Source organism: Tardiphaga robiniae, assembly GCF_013359755.1.
Taxonomy (GTDB): Bacteria; Pseudomonadota; Alphaproteobacteria; order Rhizobiales; family Xanthobacteraceae; genus Tardiphaga; species Tardiphaga robiniae.
This window is the reverse complement of record NZ_JABMCJ010000093.1, coordinates 262,536-286,559: the sequence shown is the minus strand read 5'-3', so window position 1 is coordinate 286,559 and position 24,024 is coordinate 262,536. Positions and strand designations below refer to the sequence as shown.

The 24,024-nt window shown below is 59.3% G+C and carries 23 protein-coding genes; 16 read left to right on the top strand and 7 right to left on the bottom strand.

Translation table 11 applies throughout. The features are described 5' to 3' along the window. The first annotated feature begins 598 nt into the window (after positions 1 to 598). The 9 genes from HP556_RS25560 (at position 599) to HP556_RS25520 (ending at position 10,534) form a co-directional block, all read left to right on the top strand. Positions 599 to 991, top strand: coding sequence for a hypothetical protein (locus HP556_RS25560; protein ID WP_175369033.1), 393 nt, complete (start codon positions 599 to 601; stop codon positions 989 to 991). Between the two features lie 106 nt (positions 992 to 1,097). Next, positions 1,098 to 3,050, top strand: a complete 1,953-nt coding sequence (locus HP556_RS25555; protein ID WP_175369032.1) for an AAA family ATPase — start codon at positions 1,098 to 1,100, stop codon at positions 3,048 to 3,050. Continuing rightward, complete coding sequence (locus HP556_RS25550; protein WP_175369031.1) at positions 3,050 to 3,382, top strand: hypothetical protein; 333 nt, start codon at positions 3,050 to 3,052, stop codon at positions 3,380 to 3,382. Before HP556_RS25555 ends, HP556_RS25550 begins: the two co-directional genes overlap by 1 nt. Positions 3,383 to 3,832: 450 nt before the next feature. Then, positions 3,833 to 4,423: a hypothetical protein gene (locus HP556_RS25545; RefSeq protein WP_175369030.1), complete on the top strand. Its 591-nt coding sequence runs from the start codon at positions 3,833 to 3,835 to the stop codon at positions 4,421 to 4,423. 14 nt (positions 4,424 to 4,437) lie between these two features. Beyond that, a complete protein-coding gene (locus HP556_RS25540) occupies positions 4,438 to 6,666 on the top strand; it encodes a DDE-type integrase/transposase/recombinase (protein ID WP_175369029.1) in 2,229 nt (742 codons plus the stop codon). 14 nt (positions 6,667 to 6,680) lie between these two features. After that, positions 6,681 to 7,775 carry an ATP-binding protein gene (locus HP556_RS25535; RefSeq protein ID WP_175369028.1) on the top strand — a complete coding sequence of 365 codons (1,095 nt, stop codon included), beginning with the start codon at positions 6,681 to 6,683 and terminating at the stop codon, positions 7,773 to 7,775. A 70-nt stretch (positions 7,776 to 7,845) separates the two neighbouring features. Then, complete coding sequence (locus HP556_RS30600) at positions 7,846 to 8,922, top strand: TniQ family protein (protein WP_420878701.1); 1,077 nt, start codon at positions 7,846 to 7,848, stop codon at positions 8,920 to 8,922. Beyond that, positions 8,876 to 9,847: a TniQ family protein gene (locus HP556_RS25525; protein WP_175369026.1), complete on the top strand. Its 972-nt coding sequence runs from the start codon at positions 8,876 to 8,878 to the stop codon at positions 9,845 to 9,847. Before HP556_RS30600 ends, HP556_RS25525 begins: the two co-directional genes overlap by 47 nt. Positions 9,848 to 10,114: 267 nt before the next feature. Further along, positions 10,115 to 10,534, top strand: a complete 420-nt coding sequence (locus HP556_RS25520) for a hypothetical protein (protein ID WP_175369025.1) — start codon at positions 10,115 to 10,117, stop codon at positions 10,532 to 10,534. Positions 10,535 to 11,090: 556 nt separating this feature from the next. Here the strand turns inward: HP556_RS25520 and HP556_RS25515 are convergent. The 4 genes from HP556_RS25515 to HP556_RS25500 form a co-directional block, all read right to left on the bottom strand. Continuing rightward, a complete protein-coding gene (locus HP556_RS25515) occupies positions 11,091 to 11,810 on the bottom strand; it encodes a hypothetical protein (protein ID WP_175369024.1) in 720 nt (239 codons plus the stop codon). Positions 11,811 to 11,980: 170 nt separating this feature from the next. Next, complete coding sequence (locus tag HP556_RS25510; RefSeq protein ID WP_210269321.1) at positions 11,981 to 12,991, bottom strand: hypothetical protein; 1,011 nt, start codon at positions 12,989 to 12,991, stop codon at positions 11,981 to 11,983. Between the two features lie 270 nt (positions 12,992 to 13,261). Then, positions 13,262 to 14,548, bottom strand: coding sequence for a serine hydrolase domain-containing protein (locus tag HP556_RS25505; RefSeq protein ID WP_338117615.1), 1,287 nt, complete (start codon positions 14,546 to 14,548; stop codon positions 13,262 to 13,264). A 124-nt stretch (positions 14,549 to 14,672) separates the two neighbouring features. Then, positions 14,673 to 15,371, bottom strand: a complete 699-nt coding sequence (locus tag HP556_RS25500; RefSeq protein WP_175369136.1) for a hypothetical protein — start codon at positions 15,369 to 15,371, stop codon at positions 14,673 to 14,675. Positions 15,372 to 15,497: 126 nt separating this feature from the next. Between HP556_RS25500 and nthA the strand changes: the two genes are divergently transcribed. Both nthA and nthB read left to right on the top strand, forming a co-directional pair. Next, positions 15,498 to 16,124 carry a nitrile hydratase subunit alpha gene (nthA, locus tag HP556_RS25495; RefSeq protein ID WP_175369022.1) on the top strand — a complete coding sequence of 209 codons (627 nt, stop codon included), beginning with the start codon at positions 15,498 to 15,500 and terminating at the stop codon, positions 16,122 to 16,124. Next, positions 16,121 to 16,780, top strand: coding sequence for a nitrile hydratase subunit beta (nthB, locus tag HP556_RS25490; RefSeq protein ID WP_175369021.1), 660 nt, complete (start codon positions 16,121 to 16,123; stop codon positions 16,778 to 16,780). Before nthA ends, nthB begins: the two co-directional genes overlap by 4 nt. Before the next feature lie 5 nt (positions 16,781 to 16,785). Here the strand turns inward: nthB and HP556_RS25485 are convergent, their stop codons facing one another. Then, complete coding sequence (locus HP556_RS25485; protein WP_175369020.1) at positions 16,786 to 17,529, bottom strand: Crp/Fnr family transcriptional regulator; 744 nt, start codon at positions 17,527 to 17,529, stop codon at positions 16,786 to 16,788. Between the two features lie 212 nt (positions 17,530 to 17,741). Between HP556_RS25485 and HP556_RS25480 the strand changes: the two genes are divergently transcribed. From HP556_RS25480 to HP556_RS25460, 5 genes are read left to right on the top strand one after another with little or no spacing between them, the layout of a single operon-like run. Further along, complete coding sequence (locus HP556_RS25480) at positions 17,742 to 17,936, top strand: nitrate reductase (protein ID WP_420878700.1); 195 nt, start codon at positions 17,742 to 17,744, stop codon at positions 17,934 to 17,936. 9 nt (positions 17,937 to 17,945) lie between these two features. Then, positions 17,946 to 18,242, top strand: coding sequence for a chaperone NapD (locus tag HP556_RS25475; RefSeq protein ID WP_175369019.1), 297 nt, complete (start codon positions 17,946 to 17,948; stop codon positions 18,240 to 18,242). Between the two features lie 12 nt (positions 18,243 to 18,254). Next, on the top strand, positions 18,255 to 20,750 hold the full coding sequence (gene napA, locus HP556_RS25470) for a periplasmic nitrate reductase subunit alpha (RefSeq protein WP_175369018.1): 2,496 nt from the start codon (positions 18,255 to 18,257) through the stop codon (positions 20,748 to 20,750). Next, complete coding sequence (locus HP556_RS25465; protein WP_175369017.1) at positions 20,723 to 21,217, top strand: nitrate reductase cytochrome c-type subunit; 495 nt, start codon at positions 20,723 to 20,725, stop codon at positions 21,215 to 21,217. The genes napA and HP556_RS25465 overlap by 28 nt, the downstream gene beginning before the upstream one ends. 5 nt (positions 21,218 to 21,222) lie before the next feature. Beyond that, the gene (locus HP556_RS25460; RefSeq protein WP_089264317.1) at positions 21,223 to 21,918 is read left to right on the top strand and encodes a NapC/NirT family cytochrome c; all 696 of its coding nucleotides are present in this window, start codon (positions 21,223 to 21,225) and stop codon (positions 21,916 to 21,918) included. Between the two features lie 37 nt (positions 21,919 to 21,955). On the opposite strand, the gene HP556_RS25455 is transcribed toward HP556_RS25460, so the two are convergent. Together HP556_RS25455 and HP556_RS25450 are read right to left on the bottom strand one after the other, a co-directional pair. Further along, positions 21,956 to 22,933: a Bug family tripartite tricarboxylate transporter substrate binding protein gene (locus HP556_RS25455; RefSeq protein ID WP_175369016.1), complete on the bottom strand. Its 978-nt coding sequence runs from the start codon at positions 22,931 to 22,933 to the stop codon at positions 21,956 to 21,958. 108 nt (positions 22,934 to 23,041) lie between these two features. Next, positions 23,042 to 24,019 (bottom strand): Bug family tripartite tricarboxylate transporter substrate binding protein, encoded by a 978-nt coding sequence (locus HP556_RS25450; protein ID WP_175369015.1) that lies wholly within the window; start codon positions 24,017 to 24,019, stop codon positions 23,042 to 23,044. Positions 24,020 to 24,024: the final 5 nt, after the last annotated feature.

Here is a 24,024-nt window from a genome sequence, read left to right as displayed (position 1 = left end):
GCTCCCTGATTTGCATGAACTTACGAGCTACGCGATTTCGAGCAAAGCCGAGCGCCGGAACTACACACCGTTTCCTGGTGCGACCTATCCACTCCCGAGGAGCATGCCCGGTGGCTGGAAGGGCATCGGCAATATCACCCGAAGCAAATCTGGTATTGACTCTGCCTTTTAGTTCGCTATTTGTTCTTTTCATGATGACCGTGTTTTCTCACACCCTAATCGCCCAGATGCGCCCGCAGCGCAGCGCGAAGACACGTTCATCGTACATACGCATACGCTGACTCCTTTGATCTGAGCATTCCAAGGATTCCCGGATGATTTCATCCGCTTCGGGACAAGCGTATTCATGCCCAAAGCCCAGCGTAATCTTGATCGGCAAGACTCCATCTCGAAGTTGTTAACAAGCATCCGAGAGGAAGCGTCCGCCCTTTCCTTCCCGCCGAGGAATGTCGTTCGGTGCACGGCCTATCCGGTCTTCCGGACGCAGGCTGCGCGCGACGTCGGCGTCCTTCTCGATCTGGACCCAACGGTCACGTCGTGGTCGTGCCTTCCCCTGGTTCTAAGCCATCGAACTCGAAGGCACGTTCCGGACTTTGCGGTGACACGGGCTACAGGCCAAAGCCTGATCGATGTCATCCCGAACCTGTGCAGCCGTATTCCTCCCGAATGGGCGAGCTCATCCGCCCAGGCTCTCGGCTACGGTTATGAGACCCATCGTGAAGATGACTTGCGTGGTCACGTCAGGCTCGAGAACGCGCGCGATCTCGTCCAATACGCCGCCTACAGAGCATCCCTCGGTGACCGAGTTAGGATTCTCGGTCTGCTAGAGGAATACGGCTCTGTGCCGCTCTCGACCTGTCTTCAAGTCGTCCAGAATGGACACGATGCCATAGGCGTCGTCGCCGCGCTGGTCCTGCGCCGTTTCATCGAAATGGACCTCGACGAGGCCCGTATTGGCCCCGACACCAGAGTGTCCACCTTCCGAGGCTGATCGCCCTCTCCCTTACGAATAACGGTTCGCCGGCGACGCGATGCGTGGCCGAAGGCGACGGAGCACGTCTATGTCACGGATGAACAGGAAATCGAGAAGGCGGGTAATGAAGCGTCCCATTCTGGACGTCGGAATCGCCATCGCCCGGTGTATGCTTGTTCGCGCTCTCCGTCACGGCGGCATGCATCACGCCCTCGCCGGCACCCCGTTTGTTGTCGGGGTCGTCGTCAAAAATCCCAGCGACATCGACATCGTGGCCAAGGTTGGTCGGCTGATGTTGCAGAGGATGCACCGCGAGACCGCCGTACACGGTTACAAGGTTCTGCAGTGGACCGACAACGGCAAACCAACGCGTCCCCGCGACGACGAAGCGGATACCGCAGAAAATATCGCGGCGAACAGCCACGTCTTTGGGCTTACTACGGACATCGACGCTTTCCCTGCAACCTTCAGGCTGGCAGCCGATGGTATCGTGACGATCCCGGCGACCGACGTGAGCGCCATTCTGGCGGCAAGTCGTGCCGTGGGCTTCCACGGTATTTCGACGGACCTCCTTCAGGCTGTCGTAGAGACGCCCCTTTCCTTGCTTGGTGCGGTGATCAGGCAGGGGCGCAACTCGAATCTTGTCGTTCGCAGCCTCGAGCAACTGAAGAACGCCTCCGAGAAAAGCCTGAAAGCCGATCCGCCCAATGAGACGCGTCTCGAGGACCTGCATGGGCTCGGCGATGCCGCAGTCTGGGGGCTCGAACTTGCTAAGGACCTGAGAGCCTATCTGGCTGGAGACCTGCCTTGGGCGGACGTCGACCGGGGTGTCCTCCTCAGCGGTCCCACGGGAACGGGGAAGACGACTTTCGCGCAGGCATTGGCCCGCACATGCGGCGTGCCCATTCACATCCATTCGCTCGCCCGCTGGCAGGCCAAAGGGTACCTGAACGACCTCTTGAAGGCGATGCGCGGGGCATTCGATGCTGCACGCCGAGACGCTCCCTGCATCCTGTTCATCGACGAGCTGGACAGCTTCGGGGATCGTGAAACACTGAATGGAAAGAATGAGACTTACGAGCGCGAGGTCATCAACGCCTTCCTGGAGTGTCTCGACGGTGTCGATGGCCGCGAGGGCGTCGTGGCCGTCGGTGCTACGAACATGCCGGACAAGATCGACAGCGCAATCCTGCGTCCCGGTCGTCTCGGCAAACACATCCGCATCGGGCTTCCGGACGCGACGGCAAGGCTTGGCATCCTGAGGCATCATCTCCGCGAGGATCGGCATCTCAGCGGCCTGATGGACATCGCCATCCGTCTCGAAGGAGCGTCCGGCGCTGTGATCGAGCAGACCGTGCGCGATGCCCGCCGGAAGGCTCGGGCGGAGCGCCGTCCGCTGACGACTGCCGATCTCGAACATGGGCTTCCCCCTCGCGTCCGGCTGTCCGATGAAGCCTTCCGCAAGGCATGTGTCCATGAGGCGGGCCACGTCGTCGTCGGTACTCTTCTGGCTGCGGAAACGCGCCGGACCGTGGTCGAAGCTCGTGCGTTCCGGGAAGTAACTCAAAACGGCGACGGAGGCTGGACCGTCTTCCATCAAATCCCCAGCGCCAATTTCACCAAAAAAGCGTACCTCGCGCAGATCACCGTGCTTCTTTCTGGCATCGCCGCCGAGGTCCACGTCTACGATGAATACGGTGACAGCGGCGGAGGCGGTGATGCCAGCGACCTCAGGCACGCCACGCTGATCGCCGCAGCGATGCAAGTTTCCTACGGCCTCGGCGACGATCTCGTTTACGTCGCGGCGAGCAAGCCTGACCAAGTGTTCGCAAGAATTCGCGCCGACCCAATCCTTCGTCGTCAGGTTGCTGTCGTGCTGGATGCTTGCTTGCAGCGCGCGAAGGACGAGATCGCCAAGCATTTGCGATATGTGGACGACATTGCGCGAATCCTTACGGAGCGTGGCGCGATCGAAGCCGAGGAGATCGCGCGGATCATCGATCGAGAAAATTTTCCCGAATTTTCCAGCCAACCGAAGAACGACGCGGTAACCGTCGAGCAAACGAGTGCCACGTGATGTTCCATCAGATCTGGATCTATGAATTCACCATTGCTATGTGGATCTCGTTGTTGCGTTTGAAAGGACCCAATCCTTCGGCGCGACTTCGTCTCCACCATGCCGGTGGGGAAAGGTCAATCACGACCGAACTGTCGGGTCGCAACAAGAAGGAGAAACTCGATGCAAACGCTCGTCAACTCGTTTCCTCTTTCGCGAACTTCGACTCAATCCTCAAAGCCGTCAATGTCAGCGTTCAACCCCGAACCCGCGGAGACCGTTTCGCACCGCTGACACGTGCCGGGAAACCGGCAACGACAAAGACGCTCGACGCTTTGCAGGCGTTGAGATGAGGAGTCGTGTGCAATGACCATCCAAAAGAAACATAACGCGTTCACCCACCACGCCAGTTCCTTCGATCCCAAGGATGCGCCCAACCATTGCGGGACCGCGCCCGGTGCTCACGTCGATGACACCTACGGGGGCTGCCTCATAACAGGCTGACGGTCGATCCGGCGCAATCCGGAACGAACGAGGGCAATGTATGTCGGCATGCCTGCCAGGAGGCAGAAGGCAACACCCATCACGAGAACGAACCGACAATCGAGGTCCGGCGTCGCCGAGTCACGCCAGGCGATCCCGACGTCGAAGCCGAACGCGAACTAACGCGTCCGGAGAAAATTTTCGAACCGAAACCGTCCAAAGCCCCGGTCGGAAAGAATTCGAAAAAGGGACGCCGCGTTGGGACCAAGCCCGGACAAATCCGGTCGGGACAAGAGGACCGCTACGTCGGGGAAACGCCGATGACGCGCCTTGCACAGAAACTCGTCGGCGCGCGGTCCCTGCTCGCGCTGGACTACCTGACCCTAGTTGACGCGTTCACGCACGATCTCATCGGCATGGACGACGCGCCTCCCGAGCTTTCGCTCGTGGTTCGCGGGAAAACGAAGAAATGGAGCGCCGACTACGAAATGACGATGAGTGACGGTACGCGGACTTTCGTGATGGTCCGCACGGTTAAATGGATGAAAGGGAAGACCGAAAAACGCGCTGCTTTCCGTCGCGATTTCCTCGACGCGATGAAACTTGCCTCGGAGCGTGCCGGACGGAAGTTCATGCTCATTACTGAAGACAAGATCCGCGTCCAGTGGCGCCTTTACAACGCGCGCCTTGTCCAACGTCACGTCGTTCCATATCGCGAGCTTAACGACGAGTATTTGGCGTTCGAGGTTCTGCAGGAGCTTCCGGAAAGATCCTCGATCGCAGCCCTGCAGGAGCGCATCGGCAGTCGTTACGACGCGTTCGTTCTCGCGGTGCGGCTCCACTGGTGGGGGCGCTTGAAACTCGATGAGCGCGTCAAGTTCACCCGGCAATCCACCTTCGTACGGACCTGAAAAAAAGAAATCCGATGAATCTCGACCACATGCCAGTTCAGCTCCGCACCAATGGTGTCATCCGAATTGACGCCCGGGCGTTCATCGTCGGACCGCCAAGCGACCAGGGCCGCGTGTTCACGGATAAGCAGTCCGGAACCGAGAAGCCGTTTTCCGATCACGCCATTGCGCACATGGTGCGGTCGGGCCGAATTACCACGGATGCCGCCTACCGTGCATTGGATCCCCATGTCGTCGCAAACACGCAAGTTGACTGGGGTGCCTTTTCCGACCTCGAACGGAAGTCGGCGCAGCGACGCTATCCATTCGTAGCAGCGATCGACGCGCTTCCGATCATGCGGCGCGACAAGAAGAAATATGTCGAACCGGTCATCGTGGATCTTGTCACTAAGCTGTCGGAGGATGACCGTCCCAAGACCGTCAATTTTCGACTGGCGCGCGAGTGGTATCGGCGCTGGCTCGTCACCGGTCGTGACATTCGTGCGCTGATTGCGAACCACAGAAAGAAGGGTAATCGCACCGGACGGTACGAAGACTGGCTCATGCAGGAAGTGTCCGACGGTATTCTCGAGACCTATAAGGCGAGCCCACATACAACCTTGGAGGTCGCGCTTCGTCGGGTCAACGCTCGCATCGTTCTTCGTGCCGAACGTGAGGGGCGCGCTCTGCCGAACCTTGCAATGCATCCGGAACGCTGCATCGGCAAACATCTCGTGACGAGAATGATCGCTAATATGGAGCTTTACGACCTCACGAAGGCACGGCATGGCAAGCATGCGGCAGACTTCCTGCTGAAGGCCGTTCGCGCGGGGCCGACATGCAACTATCCTCTCGAGGAAGCCGAAGTCGATCACACACCTTTGGATCTCGAAGTGGTCGATGACAATGGGCGCAACCTCAGTCGTCCCTATCTAACGACGATCAGCGACCGACGGACGCGCATGATTCTGGGGTTCTCCCTCAGCTTCACGCCTCCGTCCTGGGTTAGTGTGATGGAAGCCCTCAGACATGCCGTTCAGCCCAAGGAAGCCTTCATGGAAGAGGTTAGCCATGCGATCGGCCTCGAGCCAAACTTCAAGAACAGATGGCTCTGCTACGGGGCGTGCTCGCGCCTGTTCGTCGACAATGGCCCGGAGTTTCGCTCGAAATCCATGACCGCGGCGGCCCAGGCGCTGAACATTCAGATGGTCGATTTGAAGCGCGGCCAACCTCATCTGAAGGGACGCATCGAACGTTGGTTCCGAACGATCAACGACGACCTCATTCATACCGCTCCGGGTACGACAAAGTCGAACATCAAGGCCAAGGGAAAATACAACTCCCGCCAGGAAGCCTGTCTCACTCTCAAACAAGTGACTTGGCTTATCACCAAATGGATCGTCGATGTCTATCACGTGAAGATTAACCGCATGACGCAGGAAACGCCGCTCGACCGCTGGACCCGCGAAATCCGGGACGTTGGTGAACGACCGCCTCCGCCTAGCGATCTTCTTGTCGCCATGACGGGCAAGGTGATCCAGCGGAAGCTCGGTCCCAACGGAATCTACTACAAAGATCTCCGCTGGCAGTCCGATGATTTCTCAGCGCTACGCAACCGCATCAACGATGACGGATATGACGTTACAGTCCGTATCGACCCGTTCGATCTCGCCTTTGCATATGTACTCGATCCGACCGAAAGCGATCTTCGGAAAGCTTGGGTCGTCGGCGAATTGCAAACCGGGGACGAGGTCCGTCGCATGACCCTCCATCAGTACGAGACCGTACGTAAAGCCGCTCGCAGCGAAATCGTGGAACACGTTGACCCGAAGAAGCTCCTGGATTCTGCTCAAACAAATCAGGAAATCTTCGATGTCCTCAATGGCTCGAGGAAGTCCACGCTGAAGATGTCCAAGCGCGTCGCCCGCTTCGTGACCGACGGTCGTAACGACTCTCAGCACATCAGGCCGGATCGGATCGACCCTGCGGAAAGCGCCGAGGAACTAACCGGACACGATTGGCACGCCGACGACGTCAAATCCAACCCGCCGGACGAACGGGGTCCCTATCGCGACGAACACCCGGAGATCTCGCCGCCGCCGTCCACTGCGCGCATCCCCTCCCCGTCTCTCGACGCATCTGCCGTCGAGGCCGCTACGCCGAAGATTTCCTCTGAGCGCGCCAGACTGCCTAACCCATTCGTAACACCGCTCGATGAACCGATCGAGGAACAGATTGTGGTCAAGCGGCGCAATCTCGACTGACCGAGGAGATTTTTATGACCTGGATGAACCGTACCGCCGAAGAACGCCGCAAGCACGTCGGAAGTTTCGTAGCCGTGACCCCGACCATGAAACGTGCAACTGGTATCCTGCGTCGCTGTTATAGCTCCTGGCACGAGACGCAGCAGGCGAGCTGTTCGTTTCTCGTCGGCGAAACCGGCGTGGGAAAGACCACCGTCGCCAACGACTTCCTCGAAGAGGTTCGGGAGGACTATCGCGGCGCGATCATGGATGGGCAAAACTTGAAGCTCACTGATGCGGCCGAGTACGACCGGACCATGAGCGTAACCTTCGAGAAGCCTGGGCATGGCCTCGTGCGCCCAGTGGTAAAGTTACAGGTCGGAAAGAAGACCACTTACAAGCAGCTTTTCGCTGACACGCTCAACGCAATCGGCATCAAGCCTAGCGGCAGACCAACGCTCGGCGAAATGCAGGCGATGGCGAGACACCAAATCAAAGAACAGAGCATTCGCCTAATCATTTTCGATGACTGTCAGCACATCGCAGAGAGCACCTTGAAAGGAGATCCTTACGAGGCGGCAGACGTTTTCAAGGCGCTCATGAAAGAAACACGCGTGCAAGTCATGTGCATGGGCCTGCCGCATGCGCTCGACTTCCTTCTGGCAAACGGACAGCTTGAAACCGTGAAAAGCGAGCAATGGACTATGCCGCCGTTCCCTCTTGACCTCGACGAGAAGGCAGATCTTCGAAGATTCCTGAAGTCGCTGTCTGACGACCTTCCGTTCGACGTCAATCCCAACTTGCATCATAAGTCGACGGCGCTTCGCCTCTTTTTGGCGTCTGACGGCTACCTTGGTGGCATCACCAAGTACGTGACCGAGGCGGTTAAGGTCGCGATCGAGGAAGAGATGGAAACCATCACGATGCTGGCCTTGGCGGAGGCCTACCGCAGGAAGCATGATGTTCCGGACGGCGAAAATCCGTTCTTTCCAAAAGAGGATCCAAATGCGGAAGGCTTTCTGCGGATGAAGAAGGAACGGAGGGAGGAAAGCGAACTGAAGGCTCTCGAAGGCCATACCATTCGGCGTGCAAAAGCTCGAAAAAACGGCCTCAAGAAGAGAGCGTCGTAGTGGTTCGGATCTTCATCGCGGTGGGTAGATCCGCAGAAGGCCCGTAGGACGCGATGAAGATGGGAGCCGTATGATGATCGAGTATCGAATCCGAATGTTTGGGAACTATTCTCCAATCCTGCGACGACGACGTCCGAGGCCCGTGGTCGTGGAGGGACCGTCGTTGCCGCTATGGGTCTCGCCTGAGAAAGATGAACCGGCACACGGCATTCTCCTCCGCCTCGCAGAACGCAATGGCATTGAGAATCCAGTCGGCATCCTGAATCACACGGGCTTGAGAACCAGCGACCTGCGTGTCGGCCGCGAAGTTCCGAAGTTGGCCAAACTAATCCGATGCAGCCCGATCGATATACTGGATTCCACGTTTGTCGCCGGAGATGACGGTTGGTGCAGTGTCCGAGGGCAGCGCCTCCAAGGGCGTCGAGATATTGAAGGCACGCGTCGCCGGCTTTGCCCGCACTGCATCGCAGAGTCCCCGCATCAACGTTTTTGGTTTGACGTCACCTTCATCTCGACGTGCCCCAAGCACAATATCGAGTTGATAAGCGACTGTTCGTGCGGTCATCCCCTGTCGTGGAGTGATGTTCGGGTCTCAAAATGTCGCCACTGCGAGAACGGCGATGTTCAAAACATACGAAATGCTAACGCGAACGAAGATGTTCTTGAAGTGGACCGTTGGATACTGGGTAGGCTCGGAGTGACGAAATCTGCAAGCATCCCGGTTCTAGACGAGCTTCCGTTGACTCACGCGTTTAGCGCCATCACCGCAGTCGGGGCGCTTCAAGTTGGTGGAAATGAAACGCGCAAGTCGATGAAGGAGAGTATTTCCACAGCGGACGTCTCGATCAATGAAGCGCGTGCGGCTGGATTTGGAATTCTGCGAGACGGCGTATTGGACCAACTGTTGGACCGAGTTTACGCGAGGTACAGGCCTTATTTCCGTGGTGCCTCGTTCCACGGAGCATTTAGTTGGTTTGGGACATGGTTCATGCAATGGCACCATAGAACGGCTTCAGATGTACCCCACAGTCGGTTCGCCGACATTGTAATTGCAAACGCAGCACGCAAGTCGCTTGCCTATCGACGCAAAGGTTCAGTCAATGAATCGGACGGCAATGCCGCTTTGGGTCGTCCCGGAGCAGGATGAACCCGCGCACGGAATCCTCATTCGATTGGCGGAACGCAATGGGTTCCAATCGATGCACCATATCTCGAACTTGCTCGGGGTCACAGCGCGCGAATTACAGTACGGAATCGGTGTAGAAAAAATCGCGGCCGCCGTCCGGAGCGATACCCTCCCCATTCTGGATTCCACATTTCGCGATGTGGGCGGTTCCTTGATGATCCGTGGCGAAAGGATCAACGGAAATCACGCCGTAAAGCAGTCATCCCGCCGCTTATGTCCGCGGTGCGTGGAGAAGTCCGCTTACCATCGCTTCTGGTTCGATCTTGCTTTTATTTCCACATGCCCGGCGCACGGAACTACGCTGATCTCGGATTGCTCGTGCGGCAGGAAGCTCTCGTGGACCGATGTCCACATTGCCAAGTGCCGAAATTGCACGGACGGCGATGTTACCCGCATGCTCACCTCTGCTCCACCCCCGGACTTGGCCGAGGTCGATCAATGGGCCTTGGGGCGCCTCGGCGTTGGAAATGCGGTCTCGGCTCCATCGTTGGACACGATGCCCTTAAAGGCTGCGCTCCATGTCATCGAAAGGATCGGAATTCTCGATGCGCGAGGTTATCGAAACACATGGATGGATATCGGCGATCTTGATGTGTCGGCGGCCGATTTACGTTCGAGAGGGTTCCAGGCCATAAAGGAAGGCCGATTGCGTGCTGTCCTCGATAAAGTCTATGCCGGATACCTGGCTTCCGAACGACGAAGGCCGCCTACGATCAACAATGCTTACGGTTGGCTTGCGGAATGGTTCAGGGATTTGCATCCGCCGCATATGGCAGCGTACTTCGCCGACGCCGTGTTCGCGAACGCGGCTTCGAAATTCAGAATCAGTGAAAGCGATCTTCGAAACTTTGCTCCGGGGCCGAGGCCGTCTTGCGGCGAGGCTTAGAATCGATCCGACCGTGAAGTCGCGAGATGACGTGCATGAGACGCTCCAGACGCATCCGGTAGGCGAATCGTCGGATATGCTAAGAGGTCGGTTCGAGGCATAGGTGTCCGCGTAGCGCGCGTTTTGGTCGGTATATGTCTTAACCCCATACTGCCGCTCGGCGGACGGCGCCAAAGGTCTACGAATGTATCGAGCCCGCGTTGCGCCGGATCGTGTTCTTTCCATATCAGAGTCATCAGCTTCGATTCACCGAACCTCGATAGAAAAATGTCAGAACAATTGATTATAGAAAACTTCGCATTGAGAGTGGTCCACCTCGAAGAGGGCGACTATGGTGCGCTACTTGTCGGCGCGATGGATACGCCATCCTTTTCAATCACGCTGCATCCTTATCAAATCATGAAGCTTCTGCGATCTCTACGAGCAGCCGGCTTTCGAGAGGATCACGTATCTTCTAGTGTTGACAATTCGCATTTCATCAAGCAGGTCGCGCTGGATGGCATAGAAGCAGATCTTTTGGCAATGTTCACCGAGGTAGTGTCCGTAGGTAACGATGGCTTAGTTTATCGAATTACCCCACCAGATCGTAATGCGATTACACTCGCGTTCAGCGAACAATTGACACGAGTGCTTGCAACCCGCCTTTCAGAGTGCATCACAAGGATTGACGGGCTGAGGGAGCATTAAACTCTGCTCGAAGCTCCTCCACAGCCTTCTCCCATTCTGGGGTCTTTGTGCGGAGGGCATTCTGGACAGCCTTCACCGCCCATTCCGGCCCAGCGTCTGTCATTTTGGTCGATGAGCGAACCGATAACGAAGCCCGATTACGTCTTTCATCCACATTCATCGCTACGATCTCCTATTGCTGTAGGCAGACTGTCGCATCTCGGAGCCTCTGCCGTGGGGAATGTGGTCTTCGATTAGAAGCTACCTCCATCAATGCTGTGGGAAGACGTGCATCGGCGCAATGGATGTTGACTACATTCTAAATTATAGGACCGCCGCCTCCGGGCCGAATTTTACGATTGGAATTTCCATGTCTCGGACTGCGTCGCGCAGCAGCGCCAACACCGGGTGAAGCGGCACGTTGCAGTTTTCAACATCTGGCATGGCATCGATCCTTCGTCGTTGACCAATGCTGATCTCATTCTCCCATCGGCGCAATTCAGACCGTTCCGCATATAGCCGGGCTTGAAGAACCTTTTCGTGTAGCGATGGCTATCGGCGCAACGCCCGAGCGTTTTTAACCGCTCGTCTTCTTCAGCTCCCAAGTCCAACTGAGGTCATAGCCATTGTGAAGGATCAGCTTGCGGAAGCCCTTTTCGCGGGCGTTCTCGATCAGCCCTGGCAAGAATGACCCGTTCTCCTGCAACTGGAAGACTGACGGTCGGGTGAAGCCAATATATTTCACCCGAAGAACGGTGCCTTTATCGCCTTCGGTGGACACGCGGGCGTCCATCGACTTGCGCAGGAATTGTTCCTCAAGGGTTTTGGCGAAGGCTTTGCGACCTGGAACGTCGTTTATGACGGCCTGCTCGGCCCTTGCCCGCTCCGCAGCCCTGATCTTCTCGGCGACCTTGATCTCCTCGTTGGCCAACGCCACGCCGAATCCATCTAGTTTGGCGGCGCGATCCAGGGCGGCCTGATACTCGGGATCGGTTTCCTTGATCGTGGTCAGGTTCATGCGCGCATTGCGGTAATCCGCAAACGGGATGACCTCGGGCAGTGGTTTGGCCTTCCACTTTTCCCAGCGGGCGATCATAGCGTCGGCGGCAGCCAGCTTCTCGGCTGGACCCTTGTCGTAACCGACCGGCAGAACCGTGAAGGCATGAGGGATGCTGGGGCCGTCTGGAACCGTTCTCACCGCTGGGAGCGCCGGTGGCGGGGCGGGAGCGGGGGTAAATGACGCCGGACTGTTTGGCGGCGCCGTAGTCCGAACCGCATAGACAATGACTGCGATCACGGCGCATGCCGTCAAGACGCGCGCTATGCCACCCATACCCTGCCCCCTCAGCCCAAACGCAACTTATCTCGCCCACAACCGGATCCCGAAGAACGCGTGCCGATTAAGCATCCATTTTTTTAGGCAACTTCTGATGGGCCGCCTCAATGGCGACCCATCAGCTATGGCAATCAGTCCGCCCGCCTGTAGTCCCGAACCGCCTGCAACATCTCAAGGTTCAGGTTTGGCACAGGCATGGAGACTTTCATTCCGGCAGAGCCACTGACCGTTCGAACGACACCCTCCGAAAGTTCGTATCGCGCGCTGGTCGCGCCGTGCTCGTTAATGTAGCGAACCATTTCCGAGAAGTTCTCGACAGTCCAGAATGATCGCGCAGCCTCGAGGACTTCCGCCGCCTCATCCAAACCCTCGATAGATCGCTCGAAGGCCCGTCGGCGTTTCCGCATTAAGTCCGTGGACAGCCGTTCGCTTCCGCGTGCGGACGACAGCATTTCCGCGATCGCCGCCGACACCTGCGATAATTGTGGGGTGTATTCGCTTGCGGTCAGATATCGGCTTCCTACGATACGGCCGACAGTAACTTCCGTACCGCCCAAGGATCGCCTGCGATCTTCGGCGTCCGCGTGCTGTGGCAACGCCTTGAAGACCGTCAAGGCCCCGCCCTTGTGGAGCGCCGCTTCGTAAACCCGCGATGCCATCTCGCCGAGGCGATGGAAAGCCCGGCGCCTATTTTCGATCTGTTCGAACGCCTTGATCCATGAAGAGACAATATCGAACGAACGTTCACAGGCCGCTAGTCGGTCAACCCGCTTCAGCTCAAATTGCCTGTCGGCACGTTCCTCGATGCGTTTCTCTGCATCCGCCCAGCTCGTCCCAAAGTGGTCGGCACCGCATTTGCTACCGCACATCATACGTTGTCCGGACGTAAGAACTGCAGTGAACCCTTTTCGATGCCGATGCGACTGGCATAGGACACAGAACGCCTTTTTGGCGGGGTACTTATCAAAAGTATAAATATTGATGATGTCGAGAAGCGCCGAACGGTCCGGCATTTCAAATGTGAGATTTGGTTGGTCGTAAGGGTCTTTGAGCTTCAGCGCCTGGTGTCGAAGCTGCTGATCGTTGAATGAACTTGCCAAATACGGGTGCTCCAGCCGCCGAATCATGTTCGGCATCTGCATTATACACGCATACGTTAGTTGCTTGTTAAAATACGCGCGTCAACTCAGTCCAGACTGGTCGCGCCGCCGATTGCCGTGGTGATCTCGCGGCCGCTCAAAAAAAATGCGTCGGTTTATTGTGGGGAGGCCCCCCTATTGCGTCGGTCTTATGGGGTGTTTCGGGTAAATTTTATGTGGGGAAGCCGTACTGAAAAGACTGGAGAATCTTTGATTTCAAGTCGGGTTTATGTGGGAATCCACACTTAAAGCCGCACCCAGGCCACGCTCCCGCTATTTCCTGATCGCGTCGTAGACCAGCGTCTTCAGGATCGGCTGGATGCGGCCGCGCTGGGTCGGCGTCTGCACCATCAGGATCATCACCATGTCCTGGTCCGGATAGGTCCAGAAGTAAGTTCCGGCGGCGCCGCCCCAGGCCATCTCACCAATAAAGCCGGGCACGCCGTCCTCGCCGGGTCCTGTGCGGACGCCGAAGCCAAGACCGTAGCCGAAGCCGGCACCGGGATAGTAATAGGCCCAGGGCTTCACATCGCTGGCCGGCGCGACCTGGTTCTGGCGCATCAGTTGAACCGACTCGGGCTTCAGGATTTGGACGCCGTCGAGCGTGCCGCCATCGATCAGCATCTGCAGGAAGCGCGCGTAATCGCCCGTGGTGGAGACGAGGCCGCCTCCTCCTGACTCCCATCTTCGCTTCACCGTGGGATCGCTGATGGTCTCGTTGCCGATGATGCGGTCGGTTGGCATCGGCTGCGCAATCCGCGGCGCCTTGGCGGGATCGAGCACGTAGTAGCCGGTGTCGGTCATGCCCAGCGGATCGAATAGATATCGCCTCTGGAAATCGTACAGCGACTGGCCCGAGGCGATCTCGATGACGCGCCCGAGAAGATCGGTCGAATGGCCGTAATCCCACACCGTGGCCGGCTGATAGGCCAGCGGCAGTTTCGCAAGCCGGGCCGCGAAATCGGCATTGTCGAAATCGCCGTCGAACAGGCCTGCGTCGAGATAAAGCTGCGTGATCAGGCCAAGATTGGTGAAGGCCGAACTGATGCCGGACGATTGCCGCATCAGGTCGAGCACGGTGATCGGTTTCTCGGCCGGCGCAAAGTCCAGATAGGGTTTGCCGCTGGCATCCGCGCGTTCGGTCGCGACCTGCGGATGGGCGAAAGACGGAATGAACTTGGCGATGGGATCGTCGAGCCTGAGCTTGCCCTGCTCCACCAAAATCATCGCCGCGACCGATGTCACAGGCTTCGACATCGAATACAGCCGGAAGATCGTATCCGTCGTCATCGGCGCCATGGTCGCGGGATCGCGGACGCCAAAGCCCTCATAATAGACCGGCTTGCCGCGGTGCTGAATCAACATGATCGCGCCGGCGAGATGGCCTTGGCCGACTTCGCGGTCGAGCATGTCGGAGACGCGGTTCAGGCCGTCCTGGGAAAAGCTGCTGAGATCAGGCTTGTCCGTCAGCAGGCTGGTGCCTGCCAATGCGGGCGTGACCAGCGCTGCGGCGATGGTGAGGACGGATAGGAAGTCGCAAGATCGTCGCAAGATTGACACTGGATTTCCGCAAGCCGGCTTGAACACGGCCGGACGTTAACATCGAGATATTTCAGATGCTTGTCGGAAAATCACGCAATTTGCCGATATCGCGGTTTTACAGCGATTGCCGGCCCCAGGTGAATCACAAATGCGCGTCGGGTTTGCTCACGCTTCCCGGCGGCGGAAACCGGATCGTGGTGCCCAAGGTGATCCAGTTGGAATTCTCCCCGGTGATGTTGCGGCCATAGATCACGTCGACCGAGAAGATGTCGTTGGGCCGATAGCGCACGCCGGTCTGGATGCGTGGCTGGATCACGCTGGCGAATTCGGCGCGGCCCGCCTGCCCGTACAGTTCCACTGTGTATTGCAGCACGTCGGTGAATTTCCAGTCGAAGCCGACGCCATAGGTGAAGTAGTGGCGATCGACGGTGCGATCCCACAGCCAGCCGGCATTGAGATTGATGCGTGTGGTTTCGGAAAAGCGATAGGTCGCCGGAATCTCGGCGAAGACGGCGGTGTTCTGGCCGGTCACAGCGTCGAATGTGCCGCTGGCCAGCGCCGATACGCCGAATTTTCCGATGCCGGTCGGCTCAATGTTGATCTTCGCCTTTGGCGCCAGCGTGGTGCTGAACTCGCCATCGGAGCGGCTGTGATTGGTGAGCACGCTGAGTTCGACCGGACGCGTGATCTCCACTACGCAGGACGGATTGGCCACCGCCGCGAAGTCGCTGTTGGTGGCCATCGAATACCAGCTCTCGACTTTGCAGGAGCCGAGGTCCGAAATATCCGCCGCATCGACCGCATAGGCGCCATTGGCCGCCTCCGCATGGCCCGAAGCCATCAGCAGCGCGACCAGAACGAAGCCGAACAGCGTCAGCGCGCGATAACGAGGAGCAGCCATGCTGTAGACCTAGCTGAGTCCCGAAATCCTCGACAGAACAATCGCGCCTCGCTTATCCTGCTTGGCATGAGCGAACACCATCATGACCACGATCACGATCATTCCGAATTGTCGGACACCGAGCTGCGCGTCCGTGCACTCGAGACCATCCTGACCGAGAAAGGCTATATCGATCCGGCAGCGCTGGACGCGATGATCCAGGCCTATGAGACCAAGATCGGCCCGCACAACGGCGCCCTGGTGGTTGCGAAAGCCTGGACCGATCCCGCCTTCAAGGAAGCGCTGCTGGCGGATGGTTCCGCGGCGGTCGGCACCCTCGGCCATATCAGCCGCACCGGCGATCATCTCGTGGTGGTCGAGAACACGCCCGAGCGCCATAACATGGTCGTGTGCACGCTGTGCTCCTGTTACCCCTGGGAAATGCTCGGCCTGCCTCCGGTCTGGTACAAGGCGGCGCCCTACCGCTCCCGTGCCGTCAAGGATCCGCGCGGCGTGCTGGCCGACTTCGGCTTCACGATTCCGAATGAGACGGAAATTCGCGTCTGGGATTCGACGGCAGAGACGCGTTTTCTCGTGTTGCCGATGCGACCTGCGGGCACCGAGGGCTGGAGCGAGGAACAACTGGCCGAACTGGTCACGCGCGACTCGATGATCGGCACTGGTCTCGTCCAAACGCCGGGAGCGCCGTCATGAACGGCGTCCACGACATGGGCGGCATGGACGGTTTCGGCAAGGTCGAGCCGGAACCGAACGAGCCGATGTTTCATGCGGAGTGGGAATCCCGCGTGCTGGCCATGGTGCGCGCCATGGGCGCGACGGGCGCCTTTAACATCGACGCCTCGCGCTTCTATCGCGAGACGCTGCCGCCGGAGGTCTATCTCTCCAGCAGCTACTACAAGAAATGGTTTCTCGGCCTTGAGGATATGCTGGTCGAACGCGGCTTCCTCGCTGCCGACGAGATCAAGGCCGGCCACGCATCCGTGCCGCCGAAACCGCTAAAGCGCGGCAACTTCACCGTTGATAGTGTCGAGCGCGTGCTGACCCGGGGCTCATTCACGCGCCCTGCTTCGGCGCCTGCTACATTCGCGATCGGCGATCGCGTGCGGATGAAGAACATCCATCCGACCACCCATACGCGCTTGCCGCGCTATGTCCGCGGTCATGTCGGCGTGATCGAGCGCATACACGGCGCCCATGTCTATCCCGACACTGCGGCGCATGAGCAGGGCGAAAACCCGCAATGGCTTTACACCGTCGTGTTCGACGGTGCCGAGCTGTGGGGACCCGATGGCGATCCGACGCTGAAGGTGTCGGTCGAGGCGTTCGAGCCATATCTCGATCCGGCGTAATTGCCTCAGTGCGCCCGCACGTCGCCCGCCAGGCCCGCGAGTCTGGCGGGATCGATGACCGTCAAGCGGCCGCGACCGGCTTTCAGGATCAGCATCCGGTTCCAGGCCGAAACGGTGCGGCTGACCGTGAATAGCGTGGTGTCGCTGAGTTCGGCCAGTTCCTGGCGCGAGATCCTCAGTTCGATCGGAACGCACTCACCATCCGGATCTCCTTCCCGCACCAGGCGCAGAACGATCCGTGCGATACGTCGATCGGCATTCTCACTCGTTGCCTCGTGAAGACGGCGCAGCAGATGATCGGTTTGCCGTCCGACGATACCGAGGACATTGATCGCGAGCTGCGGAACAACATGCATCAGTCCGCTGAAGCGATCGGCGGACCAGCACAGCAGTTCGGTCGCGACTGTCGCGCGCAGGGTTGTCGGGCGAGAAAAATTGCCGAACATCGATGCGGCTCCGGCGAGATCGCCGCGTCGCATGAATTGCAGCGTTTTCTGCGCGCCATGCGCATCGATCATTGTCTTCTTGAGCTGACCATCGATGACCACAGCGATTATCGCCGGTACGTCGCCCTGTTGCCAGAGCGAACAACCGCAATCCAGAACGTGCTTTCTGCCAGCTTCGATGACGATGCCGCGTGCGCCCTCGTCCAGGCCCGCAAAAAGCGGCGTTTGACCAAACGAATTGCACATCTCTCGATCCATTGCTCGCCTTCCGGAACGAGCGATTTCGCCGAGCAGCTGTCGCAATCAAATAAAACTGTCATCAAAGATTCTGATGCGAGCGGCTCTGCACGACGACATCGCGATCAGAACAACGATATCAAATAAATCCTCCGCAGAGTTTGTTGTTTGATCCAGCGCAAAGAAGGTGGGCGCTGCAGCAGGCATATTGCCCTCGCTCTAGGCGAATCTCGCCTCTTCTCCAGGCATATGGCCGCAAACCGAAGGGGGAGCGTATGGTGACGGACCAGAATATCGCTCAGCCTGCAGAGGCTCAAAGGCGCAACAGCCGCATGTCGGAGTTGCTCGTCTTTCTCACGATCGTCGTTCTCATCTGGCCCGTCGTCGCGGTGGGCGTGGTCGGCGGTTACGGCTTTCTGGTCTGGATGACCCAGATGATTTTCGGCCCGCCCGGCCCGCCTCTGCTTCACTAGGACTTTCACATGACAGACAAATTCACCAGACGCGCTCTGTTGACCGGCGCGACCGCCGGCGCGTCCGCGCACGACAATGAGCACATCTCCAGCGCCGTCGTGTCGGTGCTTCCGGCCCATATCGACGCAGTATCTGCGCGGTTGTCGAGCCTTCCCGGTGTCGAGATACATCACCGCACGGCCTCCAAACTCGTGGCGGTTCTCGAAGGTCCAGGCAGCGGCGCACTAGGTGCGATGCTCGCAGACATCTCATCGTGGCCGGGCGTGCTCTCGGCCAACATGGTCTTCGAACAGCGTCTCGACTAGGAGAACGACGAAATGCCCCTTTCGCGGCGTGATCTACTCAAGGCTCAGGCAGCAGCCATCGCTGCAGCGGCGGCTGGCATCAACGTTCCGGCGGCCGCTCAGTCGATTGCCGGCGGCGTCGGGTCGCTGTCCATCAAATGGTCGAAGGCGCCGTGCCGGTTCTGCGGCACCGGTTGTGGCGTCATGGTCGGCGTCAAGAACAACAAGGTCGTCGCCACCCATGGCGACACGCTGGCGGAAGTAAACCGCGGCCTGAACTGCATCAAGGGCTACTTCCTCTCCAAGATCATGTACGGCGCCGACCGCCTGACCACGCCCCTCCTCCGCAAGAAGAACGGCGTGTTCGACAAGAACGGCGAACTCACGCCGGTGAGCTGGGACGAAGCATTCGACACCATGGCGCAGCGCGCCAAAGCGACGCTGAAAGAAAAAGGACCGACTGCGATCGGTATGTTCGGATCTGGCCAGTGGACGATCCTCGAAGGTTATGCCGCGACCAAGCTGATGCGCGCGGGTTTCCGCTCCAACAATCTCGACCCCAATGCACGGCATTGCATGGCGTCTGCGGCCGTGGCTTTCATGCGCACCTTCGGCATGGACGAGCCGATGGGATGCTATGATGACTTCGAGGCCGCCGATGCCTTCGTGCTGTGGGGCTCGAACATGGCCGAGATGCATCCGATCCTGTGGACGCGCCTCACCGATCGCCGCCTTGGTCATCCGCATGTGAAAGTCGCGGTGCTCTCGACCTTCACGCATCGCAGCTCTGACCTTGCCGACATCCCGATCGTGTTCAAGCCGGGCACTGATCTTGCCATTCTCAACTTCATCGCCAACCACATTATCTCGACTGGTCGCGTGAACACCGAATTCGTCAACAACCATACGACGTTCGTGAAGGGCACGACGGATATCGGCTACGGGCTGCGTCCCGAACATCCACTGGAGAAGAAAGCCAAGGGCGCAGCCACGGCCGCAGCGACGACGCCAATCGATTTCGCGGCCTACGCCGAATTCGTGAAGGACTATTCGCTCGAGAAGGTGTCGAAGCTGACCGGTGTCGAGCCCGGCTTTCTGCTGGAGCTCGCCGAGCTCTATGCCGATCCGAAGCGCAAGGTGATGTCGCTCTGGACCATGGGTTTCAACCAGCACGTCCGCGGCGTCTGGGCCAATCAGCTCGTCTACAACATCCATCTGCTGACCGGCAAAATCTCCGAGCCGGGCAACTCGCCGTTCTCGCTGACGGGCCAACCATCGGCCTGCGGCACGGCGCGCGAGGTCGGCACCTTCGCGCACCGTCTCCCCGCCGACATGGTGGTGACCAATCCGGAGCACCGCAAGCACGCTGAAGAAATCTGGCGCGTGCCGCATGGCCTCCTGCCCGACAAGATCGGTTATCACGCCGTCGAGCAGGACCGCATGTTGCATGACGGCAAGCTGAACTTCTATTGGGTTCAAGTGAACAACAATGTGCAGGCGGCGCCCAACAGTTCGGGCGAGACCTATCCGGGCTACCGCAACCCTGCCAACTTTATCGTCGTGTCGGATGCCTATCCGACGGTGACGGCGATGTCCGCCGATTGCGTGCTGCCGGCGGCGATGTGGGTCGAGAAGGAAGGCGCCTACGGCAATGCCGAACGACGCACTCATGTCTGGCGCCAGCTGGTCGATGCGCCCGGCCAGGCGCGCTCGGATCTCTGGCAGCTGATGGAGTTCTCGAAGCGGTTCACGACGGACGAAGTGTGGCCCGCCGCCCTCCTCGACGCCAACCCGAACTACAAGGGCAAGACGTTGTTCGACGTGCTGTATCGCAACGGCGAGGTCGACAAATTTCCCGTCGGCGAAATCCCCGCTGACTATGAAAACCACGAGTCCAAGGACTTCGGTTTCTATGTGCAGAAGGGGCTGTTCGAGGAATATGCCACGTTCGGCCGCGGCCATGGCCACGACCTCGCCCCTTGGGACACCTATCATGATGTGCGCGGACTGCGTTGGCCGGTGGTCAATGGCAAGGAGACCAAGTGGCGCTACCGCGAAGGTCTCGATCCCTACGTCAAACCGGGCAAGAAGATCGAATTCTACGGCAACCCGGATGGACGCGCGCGCATCATCGCGGTGCCCTATGAGCCGCCGGCCGAGTCGCCCGACGCTGAGTTCGATCTCTGGCTGGTAACCGGCCGCGTGCTGGAGCACTGGCATTCCGGTTCGATGACCATGCGCGTGCCCGAGCTCTACAAGGCGTTTCCCGGCGCGCGCTGCTTCATGCATGCCGAAGACGCGCGCGCCCGCGGCTTGAACCAGGGCGCCGAAATCCGGCTGATGTCGCGGCGCGGTGAGATCCGCACGCGCGTTGACACGACCGGACGCAACCGCATGCCCCGCGGCGTGGTGTTCGTGCCGTGGTTCGATGCCAGCCAGCTGATCAACAAGGTCACGCTGGATGCAACCGACCCGATCTCCAAACAGGCGGACTTCAAGAAATGCGCGGTCAAGATCGTTTCCGTTTAAGTGCGATGAAGACGGTCATCGCGGCAATCATCGCCGGCGCCATGGTGCTGGTGTCCGGTGCGATCTATGCGCAGTCTGTCCAGACAACGCCACGGATCGTGCCGCGCGTCACCGGCGCAGCGCAGCCCATGGGCGACGTTCCTGCGCCGCCCTTCCCGCGGCCCGTCACCGACGACAAGCGCGTGATGCGGAACTATCCGGAGCAGCCTCCGGTCATTCCGCATTCGATCGAGAACTATCAGCTCACGCTGCGAGCTAATCGCTGTCTTGAGTGCCATCGCCGCGAATATACCGAAGGCTCCGGTGCGCCGATGATCAGCATCACCCATTTCATGGATCGCGACGGCCAGATGCTCGCCGATGTGACACCGCGACGCTATTTCTGCACGGCCTGCCACGTGCCGCAAACCGATGCGCGTCCGCTCGTCCCGAACACCTTCACCGACATGAAGGCATCCGGCAGGTGAGCGCCATGAAGTGGTTGATATCCAAGTTTCTGTGGTTCTGGCGCATCGCCAGCCGACCGGCCACGCATATCAGTCTTGGCGTTCTGGCGCTGGGCGGCTTCCTCGGTGGCGTGATCTTCTGGGGCGGTTTCAATACGGCGCTGGAAGTCACCAATACCGAGAAATTCTGCACCGGCTGTCATGAGATGCGTGACAACGTGTATCAGGAGCTGCAGCGAACGCCGCATTTCGCCAATCGATCCGGCGTGCGTGCCACCTGTCCGGATTGCCATGTGCCGCATAACTGGACCGACAAGATCGCGCGCAAGATGCAGGCGTCGAAGGAAGTGTGGGGCAAGATTTTCGGCACGATCTCGACGCGCGAGAAGTTCCTCGACATGCGTCTGGAGCTTGCCAAACATGAATGGGCGCGCCTGAAGGCCAATGACTCGCTGGAGTGCCGCAACTGCCACTCGGCGATCGCAATGGATTTCACCAAACAGGCGCCCCGCGCGGCGGCGATCCATGCCAAGTTCCTCGTCACCGGCGAGCGCACCTGTATCGATTGCCACAAGGGCATCGCGCATGAATTGCCTGACATGTCCGGGATCGAGCCCGGCTGGAGCGCCCCGGCCGAACTTCGCGACCGCCATAGCCACCACACGCCCGATGCGGATCGGTTGTCGCGCTATCTGGCATCGGTGAAGGAGACGCAGCCGTAGGGTGAATGAGCGAAGCTGACCCACCCTACGGCACAGCTCAGTTCATCGTGATGTTGGCCTTCTCGATCACACTCTTCCAGCGCTGCGTTTCGCTGGCGATGTATTTGGCGAAGTCATCCGGCGGGACCGCCACGGCGACGGCCCCGAGTTCGGACATCTTCTTCTTCGTCTCGGGCAACTGCATGAATTCGCGGATCGAAACTGACAGCTTGTCGGTGACGGCTTTCGGCGTTCCGGCCGGTGCCATGAAGCCGTGCCAGGCGACGGCCTCAAAACCCGGAAGGAATTCCGACACCGCCGGCAGGTTCGGATCGAACTCGGCGCGTTTCGGCGAGGCCGTTGCCAGCATCGCGAGTTTGCCGGCCGCGGCGTGCGGCAGCAGCAGTGGCACGTTGTCGAAGGCGATGTCGATCTGGCCACTCAGCAAGTCCGTAACCATCTGGCTCGAGCCCTTGTAGGGCACGTGCACCATCTTGGTGCCGGTCATCTGCTGGAACAGTTCGCCGGCAAGATGCTGCGTGGTGCCGACGCCGGCCGAGCCGAATGTCACCTTGTCGGGATTGGCTTTGATATAGGCGATCAGGTCCGGCACCGTGCGCGCCGCGATCCTGGTCGGGTTCACCACCAGGACATTCGGCACCATGCTGATCTGCGCGATCGGCACGAGATCCTTTTCGGGATTGTAGGACAGTTTTGCGCCATACAGCGTCGGATTGATCGACAGCGCCGAGGTGCTGGCAAGGCCGATCGTGTAGCCATCAGGCGTAGCGCGGGCGACGCGGGTGACGCCGATGATACTGCCGGCGCCGCCGACATTCTCGATGATGACGGTCGCGCCCATCTTCTTCTGCAGATGTTCCGACACCATGCGCGCAAAGATATCGGCGGTGCCGCCGGCGGCAAACGGAACGATGCTGGTGATCGGGCGGCTCGGGTAATTCGTGTCCTGGGCCGTCGCTTGCGTGAGCGTTCCAAGCGTCAGGCAGGCAGCCGTCAGGATTGACCGAAGTCTCATTGAACATTCCTCCATGTGTTTTTCTATTTTGATCGTCGGCGTCCTTTGGTGGACGCTCGATATTGGGGGTGGTGACGAACGTGACGTCGTCACCACCTGCGCGGTCGCCTAGTTCATCGTGACGTTGGCCTTCTCCATCACACCCTTCCAGCGCTGTGTCTCGCTGGCGATGTATTTGGTGAATTCATCCTGCGGAATGGCGACAGCGACAGCGCCGAGTTCGGCCATCTTCTTCCTGGTTTCCGGCAGGCTCATGAATTCGCGGATTTCCGCCGAGAGCTTGTCGACGATCGGCTTCGGCGTTGCCGCCGGCGCGATGAAGCCGTGCCATGCGACAGCCTCGAAGCCCGGCAGGAATTCGGCGACGGCGGGAACATTCGCGTCGAACTCGGCGCGCTTCGGCGTTGCCGTGGCGAGCATTGCCAGCTTGCCGCCGGCCACATGCGGCAGCAGCAGCGGGACATTGTCGAAAGCGATGTCGATCTGACCCGAGATCAGGTCGGTGACCATCTGGCTCGAGCCCTTGTAGGGCACGTGAACCATCTTGGTGCCGGTCATCTGCTGGAACAGCTCGCCGGCAAGATGCTGCGACGTGCCCGGTCCGGCCGAGCCGAACGTCACTTTGTCTGGATTGGCCTTCATGTATTCGATCAACTCTGGAACCGTGCGGGCCTTGATGCGATCGGGATTCACCACCAGCACGTTAGGTACGATGCTCACTTGGGCGAAGGCCACCAGATCCTTCTCCGGCTGGAACTGAAGCTTGCTGCCATAGAGCGAGGGCGCGATCGCCAGCGGCGAGGTGCTGGCGAGGCCGATCGTGTAGCCATCAGGCTGCGCCTTGGCGACACGGTTGACGCCGATATTGCCGCCGGCGCCGCCCATATTTTCGACCAGCACGGTGGCGCCGAGCTTCTTTTGCAGGTTCTCCGACACCATGCGGGCGATGATGTCCACGGTGCCGCCGGCCGCGAAGGGCACGACGATGGTGATCGGCTTGGTGGGGTATTTCGCATCTTGCGCGCTCGCCTGCCCCACGGCGCCCACGGCGACGCAGGCCGCCATCAGGATGGATTTGATCTTCATGCGTG